Consider the following 8,557-nt stretch of genomic DNA (forward strand, 5'->3'; position numbering starts at 1 on the left):
GAGCTTAATATCTAAAAGTAATAGTTAATCAACCAAAAAAGACCGTAAAAAAGGTCAACCTATTTCAGTATAATACACACAAAAACGAAAATTATGAAAACAAAAAACATTTTACTCGGAATTTTTTCTCTAATGACTTTTGCTACGTATGCGCAAACTGAAAAGAATGAAAAAGTTGAAACAAAAACAGCTGTGACTGAATTAAAAGTGGAAATGGAAAATCTGGACGAATTAAAAAACTTTGACTGGAATATGGTTAAAGAAATGTTTCAAGAAAATGATGCTGAACAAGAAATCACACTTGCATTTGCATATGTGAACAAATCTGAAATCGACAAATCAAAAGTTCGAGTTGACAATTTTGAAATGAAATTAACGGGTAAAACAGCTAATTTGGACAAACTGACAGCAAGACTGAAAAAATCGTTTGATAAACTGGACGAAATTAACGGTCGAAATATTAAAAACTAAAGCTAACAAAGGCTATAGTTCATTGCGACGGAATTTCCTACTCGGAAATTCCTGCGTATTTACTAACTTTGGGTTACATCTGAAAATACTCGCGGATTTATCCGCAACGAAACCATAGCCAAGGCCGTTGGGCAACATACAAAAAGCCAGCCGCACAAACAGCACATTTGGTTTTTGCCAACACGAAAGCCAACGCTGAAAAAACCAAAAGAGCTGTTTTTTGCCAACGCTCGACAGAATGACAGAACAAAAGATTGAACGAAAACTAAATGCTGAAAAGACTAATAATACTGAATTCTGACATTTACTCTAAAGCTGATATTGAGCTTGACAACTGCAATTCGCTTCAAATTGTCGGACCCAACAATATCGGGAAAAGTACGCTGATTTACGCACTTAATTTCTTGTTCATAATTGACGGGCGAGAAATGACGTTCAGTGGAAACAGAACGGGAGACAAAACTACATTCAACCACTATTTTCCTTCTATAAATTCAAGTTTTATCGTCTTTGAGATTTTCAAAAATCGCTATTACTCTATTTTAGTCAAAAGAAATGCCGAAGGCAATCTCGACTATTATAAAATTGACAGTGAATATAAAGAAGAACATTACTTTACCAACACAACGAACGGTCAAAAACTAAAAAAGTTTGATTCATTACTTTCCGAATTTGCCACAAATGGAATTGAACACAGCAAATTCCCAAACCGTAGGGAAGTTTTCAACTTTGTCTATCAGAAAGGGAAACGAAATAATGCGGTTGTTTGGTTAAACCAAAATGTAAACCAAGATGGACGGGGAATTAGCAACAATTTTTCCAAAATCTATAAGTACCTTATAAACTCACAACTTATAAACAACAACTCGCTAAAAGAGTCATTGATAATTGCAGATAATAAGGAAAACGAAAGCGTTTCATTTTCAAAGAAAAACCAAAAAGACATACAAACCTTATTGAAGCACAATCGGGATATAAAAGTTATCAAAAGTATCCAGCGTAGCTTTAATGACTTCAAAGAGTTGGTAAATCAGTATGCAGGAAAAAGTACGATACTTTCAGAGTTGATATTTGCTTTTGACCATCAATATTCATCGCTTTATTCAGAATTGGGAACTTCTGTTTCAAAAATGAAAACTGAAAGAGACAAAGATAGAAACCATTTAAATGAAACGCTCAATCCGAAAAAAGACAGGCTAAACCAAGAATTGGGTAAAATAGAAACCCAATTGGAACAAAAACAGAAAGACATTGACCAAAAAGATGAATTGGTAAAAGAAATCAAGTCTTATGAGAGTTTGCAGTTTTTAGAGCAATCCTTTCAAAATTTGGATGCTGAAAGGAAAACAATAGAGAGCCAACTAACCCAAATTGAAAACCAAAATCTAAACAGTAAAGCAATTGAGAGCAAGATTGAAAAAGCCGACTCACAAATCAGAAAAATCACAAGTCAAGTTAATACCTATTCCAATCAACTGATTCATCAAATTTCAGATAATCAAGATAACAAGGAATTACTTAACAGGATTCTGTCAACTGATATTTCAAGTCTGCCATTTGAAAACATTTCTACGAAAATCAAGCGAACGGAAAACTTGATGAAACTCTTTGACGGAGTTATCAAGTTGCCAAATGACTTGAAAGGAAAACCAATAGAATCCATTGAAGAGTTGAAAAAACAAATCAAGGAATTTGAAAAGGAAAAAAGCTTTAATGAAAAGCTACTTCCTATAGCCAAGGATTTAGAGAAACATCAAAAAGATTTAGAAGAAATAAAGAAGAAAATCAAGGGTGTAAACGATAAAATTGAGAAGCTAAAGCAACTTCCAAATCTTGAGAAGGAACTTGAGTCTATAAAATTAGAATTTGAAAGTTTACTCAAACAAAAGGAAAAATCTGCCAAAGACATTAAGATAATTGAAGAAGAAATCAGGAAGCTTTCAGAAACAATTGACAGAGCAAACAAAGATATTTTTCAGAAAGAAAAGAGAATTGAGGAAATCCAAAATTGGAAAGTGGAACTTGAACAACTCGGAATCAAACCCAAGGAATATCAATCAACCGATTCTTTAGACAATATCTATAAAAACCTTAAACGAAACTTTGAGGAAAGGAAAGACATCAAATATAAAAAGGATAGTCTCTTTGAAAAGCTAAAATCTAAAACAGAAACTTCTTTAGCTAGCGAAACCGATTTTATACAACACGTTGATTCGGAATTAGTCACTTTAGACGATAAACAAAAAGCAATTGATGGCTTATTAAAAAATATTTCCACCCAATTTGCAAATCCTTGTCGCACGCTATATTCAAGGTTTGAAGAGTTTAATTCCTTTATTACCAATCAGTTTAATTCGAAAATTCGGAAGATAAAGATATCGGATATCGACACGTTGAAGATAGAAATTATTGAGAATGAAAAACTCATCAAGGATTTAAACAAAATCATACAAATCAGGGATTTAACTTCCGAACTGATTTTTGACGACCAATCTGAAAACTTAAATACGCTCAACAAATATTTAAATAGTCAAACCACAATTTCGTTCAATGATTTGTTTGACATTAAGCTTCATCTACATAAAAAAGGACAGCACAAAGTCGTGGACCTGAAAAACCAAATCGAATCGGACGGAACAGACAAAATGATACGTTTGGTTCTGATTATGTCAATCATCAATCAAATCGTTGTGAAAGATGATGAAAACAAGATTGTAATATTTGTTGATGAAATCGGAACCATTGATGAAGCAAATAGAATAGAGATTTTGAACTTCTGCAAGGAGCATAATTTTATCCCTATTTCAGCAGCACCATTACACCCTTATGACGGTTTTGACAAATACTATTTAGTAAGAAGAAGTACAGGGAAAATAGTAGTCAGCGAGAAAAACGGAAATGTAATTTTTAGAAAACCCGTTGAAGTGTAATGAAAGAAGTCGATTTCAGAACATATCATTCATTGCGTGTAAATAAAAGCGTTTCAAAATCAGTCATTCCGAAAAGTGTTTTGAATTCTGACACATTTCAAAATTTACTTCAAGCCGAAATTCTGAAATTTTCAAAGCTTGGCAGAGGGTTTAAGGTTGAAGTTTGCAAGGAAACCGAATTTGAAAAGTTTCTAAACTCATCATTTCCGGAACAAGACGTTTCCAAAACCAAATCAGGAAACATTAAGAAATATAGAAATTCAAAGGCGACAAAGGTTGATAGTAGTCCAATTTTTTTGTTTAGGGGGTTTTCTGCATATCAAATCAATGAGCAGATAATTGATTTACAAAAACAAACTCGTGATTTTGGATTGTTCTCTGTAATCCCCAATTCTGTTATAGCCGATAAAATATGTTTTGTCGAGAATTTGGAAACCTTTTTAAATGCGGAAAAATTATTGGGCAACGAATTTCTATTTGTCCACAAATACGGACGAATAGGCAAAGAATCCATTTCAATGCTTAAAGCAAAGGAGGTTTTGGTTTTTGTTGATTATGACTTTAACGGGCTTGACGAATATTTAAGAATCAAAGAAGTGTTTGGTAATGCAGAATTGTATTTGCCAAGTAATTACAGTGAACTTTTTAAAAAGCATTCGGCATCTTTAAAGGGAAACAAAGCTAAAATGAGTAAGGCTGTTAAGACATCAGATGATTCAATAGTCGTAAAAATCAGAGAACAAGTTGCGCGAACGAATAGATTTTTAGAACAAGAAACACTCATCAATGTTTAAGTCAGAACCAAAGAGCATAGTACAATTTTTGGCAACTCATTTTGACTTGCTACGGCAACTATTTGACATCCAAGTTAAGAATGAAATCATCTTGAAAAGTCAAGTAGCTGAAACACTTGATGAATTTGGAAGCGATATAGAATCTCAACTTTTTGAGCACAAAATACTCGTTGAACAGAATGATGACTTTGTGATTAACGAACCCTATTTTGTTCTACTTGAGTTTGTTCTTCAACAATTTAAACCATTGCTTCCTGAAGAAATTGAAAAATTTGGTCAATCTATCAGAACCTTGTTTTTGAATATTAAAGAAGGCATCAATCAAGACAAAAACATTTTGTTGGACAGAATTGAAGCTTTATCGAATGAAATTAAAAAATTCAGAACTGCCGTAACTAACAATACAATTAGCCTTCTAAATGAATCAAGAGAGTTAAAAGCCAATACCCGAAAGATTGAATATCAAGAAAAAGTTCAAACTGCCAGATATTTAATTGATTACTACATTATTCCCTTGAATACAATTTTAGATATCAATCACTCGCAATCAATTTATAACGAATTACTTGCAATTTCTCAATTTTCTAACAACAAACGATTTGATTATTCAGACGAAAGTATCAGAAGACAATTTGAAAAACTGTACAACCTTTTACGACAAGTCGTTAAGGACATCAGTCAACAATCGACAATCTTAAGCAACGAACTTTTGCCATTATTGGACAGAATCAGAACTGAAAGCGAATATTTACAAGGATTTCATTTGTATCTGACAAATATGAACTGTTACAAAGGAATAAAACCACCGAAACTATTCAGCACGTCAAGGGACAATCTATACAATCCGTTTATCTACGAAAACACAAAGGAGTATTTTGAGCAATTTAAAAATGAAGAAGATGTTTTTGTTGAAGAAGAAGCTAATGATATTGAGCAATGGATATTTAATAAAAATGAGTACAAATCCCAACTAAACTCAAAGCTTCCTGTAACTGATTTCTTCTCTTGGTGCAAGAACGCAATTGAAAATGAAAAGAAAGATTTTGACATTGACAACTATTTTATGGTAACAAGTCTAATATTTGAAGAAGAATACGATATTGAACAAGATAAGAAAAGGGAGAATATTTCTTTGAAAACAAAACAAGGAGAATTTATTATGCCCAAACTAAAAATCAGCAAAAAAGAGAATGTATCCGAATAAACATAAGCAAATAGTGACATCTTTAATGGATGGCAGATTTATCACAATTGATGAATCTTATTTTGATATTCTAAAGGAAAATCAAGATTTCTATGTTGAGTTTTTTGACAAATCATTTGGATTTAAGCTTAAAAACACGCAAGAATTTTATTATCTGATTTCAGATGAAACAAACGAGAACACTTCTCGTGATATTAGCATCTTCTTCTCGATTCTATGCTACGAATTAGACAAGGATGGGAAAAACTTTATGGATGAACTAGGTTTTTCAGACTTCCATATTGAAGAGATAGTAGAATACATAAAAAACAGTACTTGGATAGATGTTGTAAAAGCGAACAAACAATTAAATGATGGTGAAAGCATCAAAAGATTAGTTGGTTCGACTATGGTAAAAAGAAACATAGCAGTAAAACATTCTGATGACAAATATTCATTTACGAAGGCTTATAAACTATTTATTGACTTTGCCAGAGAATTGATAAAAACTGAAATGAATGAAGCCAACGCATAAAGCCATACACATTTGCAATTCGCACCAACCAACGCTGCAACCAAAAATTGCAAAAGAGTATGTCTTTGCCAACGCTGACAAACGGAAGAAAAAAAAGTACGATTGCCCAACATTGTGTATAAGCAATAGCGGGTTCAGTACTATTTTGAAACGTAAAACTATAAATCAACGGTCGGTGCTATCTGACAGTTTAGTGGCTTAAAATCCGCTACTGCTCATACACGTATTCCAAGGTTAAATCCAAACTTTTTCTACTATTTCTCAGGCAGCAAATTTGTGTAATTCCACATATGGGGTTCCCCTTTTAACCACCGCAAATACCCTGGATAAAAGCTTATTGCGTACATTGTTTAGTGCAATCATTTTTAGTTTACCTTCTTCTCGCTTTTTCTTATAATAATGTCTCAATTCACTATCGTATTGAATGGCTGTACAGGCTGCCATGTTAAGCAGGCTCTTCATTTAACGATCTTCCATAGGGTGGCATTTCCGCTTTTTGTGAATACTACTTCCCGAACTATGACCAAAGGGAGCCGTCCCACAATAACTGGAGAATTGTCGCCAACTATCAAAACGTTTAAAATTATTGGTATGGTAGAGCAACTGGGCGCCTACAACCAAACCTATACCCTTTAAGGAAGTGATCAACTTATAATTTTGCGATAATGCTTCAGAAGTCTTTATAAGTGTTTTTAACTGCTTCTCTATTTTATTTATTTGAGATGTTAGATGACAAGTGTCTTGCAACAGGTATCGGTAGAACTACTGCTTAGTAATTTCTTTAACTCTGACAGTGTGCTTTTCAATCCCGTACGATTACGTACCAACTGATCACGCAAAGCAAGCAATCTGCCCACCTCTAATAGTTCATTATCTTTCAGCTCACTTGGAGAAAGTTCCTCTCGGTGAAGCCAACCATACCGAGCGATCATTATCGCGTCTATCACATCATTCCTCTCTCTGATCACTCCGGAAGAACGTTTGATTACCACGGGATTTTCCTGCACATATACTTGTTTCTTTGAGGCTAGGTACATCGCTAACTTCAAAGAATAATGGCCGGTATTCTCAAAGCAGAAAAATACTCTTTGTCCCTTAACCTTAGCCCATTTAAGCAAAGCTTTATAACCCGCTACGTCATTACTAAACTCCCGGTGGAAACCACGATTGTGACCATAGGCATCTAACTTGTTTTTTGAAACATCAATTCCGATTACTTCTTGGTAATTTTTCATATTTTTAAAAAAATTATTGTTTGAAGGGCGCATTAACTAACTCCTTTAACGGGTCCATAAAAGACCTGGTATTCCAAATGGTTCTTGCTACCCGTATGAAGAATGGAGGACTCTTACGAATATTGGACCTGAAATCTAGAGACCGTTTTAGTTCTCCTCCTTCTTCATTTCAAAGGTATATTTATTAATAAGCGAAGTAAAGGAGACCGTTGGCAACAAGCTGTGAAATTCGTGAAAGCAAGAAAATTAGAGGTTTAAATTGATAATTTTGTATCTTTGATAAAAAGCTAATAAAATGGATTTACAAACAAGAAAATTAGAACTTATTCAAGAGTTTTTAAAGATTCAAAGTGAAGATGTAATTTCACGTCTTGAAAAAATCCTTAGAAAAGAAAACGAGAATTTTAATAATGATGATTTTAAACCAATGACAATAGAGGAGTTTAATTCTCGAATTGACAAATCTATGGAAGATTCAATAAATGATCGACTAATAGAATCTAGCGAATTAAAAGCCAAGATTGATAAATGGAATTAAAATTATTTTGGACTGATTTTTCTCAAAATGAACTTGAAAAAATTTATCAATATCATCGAGAAAAAGCAGGAATTCGAATAGCAAAAAAACTCGTTAACGGTATTTTTAATGAAACTTTAAAATTAAAAAAGCAACCAGAAATTGGACAAGCCGAAGAACTTCTTAAAAACAGAAATCAAGGGTTTAGATATCTAATCTACAAAAACTATAAAGTCATTTATTGGATTAACAAGGAAGTGAATAGAATTGAAATAAATGATGTTTTTGATACTCGCCAAAATCCAATAAAAATAGGACGAAAAAAATAAAAGCCAGTTGCACAATAACTAAGCGTTCGTGTGGCCGGTACAGCCCGTCCCGACTTCTTTTTTCGGGAGCCTAACATGAACGCCGTGTTGACTATCCCGGCTGTTTTTCGGTTGGTACTATGGGGATTAATCTATTGCTGTGCTGCTCTTTTAGAGATGATTAGCAACATTTCTTTTCTTAGCGGTAGACTTAGGATACCCAAAAAGCTTATAAATTGCACCTCTTTGCGTATTGAATGCTTTATTGCTATCACTTTATGCGGTTTTTCTTGATTTTGGGGTGTAGCATCCTATTACGTCTTGAAAGATCGTTTTTTATTATCATTTAATTTTGTTTTTTGAGGCGTTCAATCCAATATTCTGGTGGTCCACGTGCGGTAAAAACGTAGAGGGACACTAGTTTCCCTTTTTTACATAAAGGGATAAAGTACTCCAAGTGAAAGACTCATCCATCATTCCGATAGAGGTTTTCAATACTGTAACCCCAAATACACCCAATTTGCTGAAAAAAATAATATTATTATGAGTATGACCGAACAGTATGATCCCTATGAAAACGCAGT

The 8,557-nt window shown here is 33.5% G+C and carries 10 protein-coding genes and 1 pseudogene; 8 read left to right on the top strand and 3 right to left on the bottom strand.

Annotated features, from left to right (window positions below; all coding sequences use genetic code 11):
• Positions 1-93: 93 nt before the first annotated feature.
• From FT993_RS01950 to FT993_RS01970, 5 genes are all read left to right on the top strand, one after another.
• A complete protein-coding gene (locus FT993_RS01950) occupies positions 94-471 on the top strand; it encodes a hypothetical protein (RefSeq protein ID WP_147860861.1) in 378 nt (125 codons plus the stop codon).
• Positions 472-740: 269 nt separating this feature from the next.
• On the top strand, positions 741-3,401 hold the full coding sequence (locus FT993_RS01955) for an ATP-binding protein (RefSeq protein ID WP_147860862.1): 2,661 nt from the start codon (positions 741-743) through the stop codon (positions 3,399-3,401).
• Positions 3,401-4,195, top strand: a complete 795-nt coding sequence (locus FT993_RS01960) for a hypothetical protein (protein WP_147860863.1) — start codon at positions 3,401-3,403, stop codon at positions 4,193-4,195. The genes FT993_RS01955 and FT993_RS01960 overlap by 1 nt, the downstream gene beginning before the upstream one ends.
• Positions 4,188-5,399 carry a hypothetical protein gene (locus tag FT993_RS01965; RefSeq protein ID WP_147860864.1) on the top strand — a complete coding sequence of 404 codons (1,212 nt, stop codon included), beginning with the start codon at positions 4,188-4,190 and terminating at the stop codon, positions 5,397-5,399. Before FT993_RS01960 ends, FT993_RS01965 begins: the two co-directional genes overlap by 8 nt.
• The gene (locus FT993_RS01970) at positions 5,386-5,913 is read left to right on the top strand and encodes a hypothetical protein (protein ID WP_147860865.1); all 528 of its coding nucleotides are present in this window, start codon (positions 5,386-5,388) and stop codon (positions 5,911-5,913) included. The genes FT993_RS01965 and FT993_RS01970 overlap by 14 nt, the downstream gene beginning before the upstream one ends.
• A gap of 261 nt (positions 5,914-6,174) precedes the next feature.
• On the opposite strand, the gene FT993_RS12455 is transcribed toward FT993_RS01970, so the two are convergent.
• From FT993_RS12455 to FT993_RS12465, 3 genes are read right to left on the bottom strand one after another with little or no spacing between them, the layout of a single operon-like run.
• On the bottom strand, positions 6,175-6,357 hold the full coding sequence (locus FT993_RS12455) for a hypothetical protein (protein ID WP_255504399.1): 183 nt from the start codon (positions 6,355-6,357) through the stop codon (positions 6,175-6,177).
• A gap of 18 nt (positions 6,358-6,375) precedes the next feature.
• On the bottom strand, positions 6,376-6,660 hold the full coding sequence (locus FT993_RS12560) for a transposase (RefSeq protein WP_370450878.1): 285 nt from the start codon (positions 6,658-6,660) through the stop codon (positions 6,376-6,378).
• The gene (locus FT993_RS12465; protein WP_255504400.1) at positions 6,639-7,148 is read right to left on the bottom strand and encodes a transposase; all 510 of its coding nucleotides are present in this window, start codon (positions 7,146-7,148) and stop codon (positions 6,639-6,641) included. Before FT993_RS12465 ends, FT993_RS12560 begins: the two co-directional genes overlap by 22 nt.
• Before the next feature lie 295 nt (positions 7,149-7,443).
• Between FT993_RS12465 and FT993_RS01980 the strand changes: the two genes are divergently transcribed.
• From FT993_RS01980 to FT993_RS12470, 3 genes and pseudogenes are all read left to right on the top strand, one after another.
• Positions 7,444-7,686: a hypothetical protein gene (locus FT993_RS01980; RefSeq protein ID WP_147860866.1), complete on the top strand. Its 243-nt coding sequence runs from the start codon at positions 7,444-7,446 to the stop codon at positions 7,684-7,686.
• On the top strand, positions 7,677-7,994 hold the full coding sequence (locus tag FT993_RS01985) for a type II toxin-antitoxin system RelE/ParE family toxin (protein WP_147860867.1): 318 nt from the start codon (positions 7,677-7,679) through the stop codon (positions 7,992-7,994). The genes FT993_RS01980 and FT993_RS01985 overlap by 10 nt, the downstream gene beginning before the upstream one ends.
• 444 nt (positions 7,995-8,438) lie before the next feature.
• A pseudogene (locus FT993_RS12470) lies at positions 8,439-8,557 on the top strand (IS3 family transposase); the annotation flags it as partial.

This window comes from Mesonia sp. HuA40, from assembly GCF_008017835.1.
Lineage (GTDB): Bacteria > Bacteroidota > Bacteroidia > Flavobacteriales > Flavobacteriaceae > Mesonia.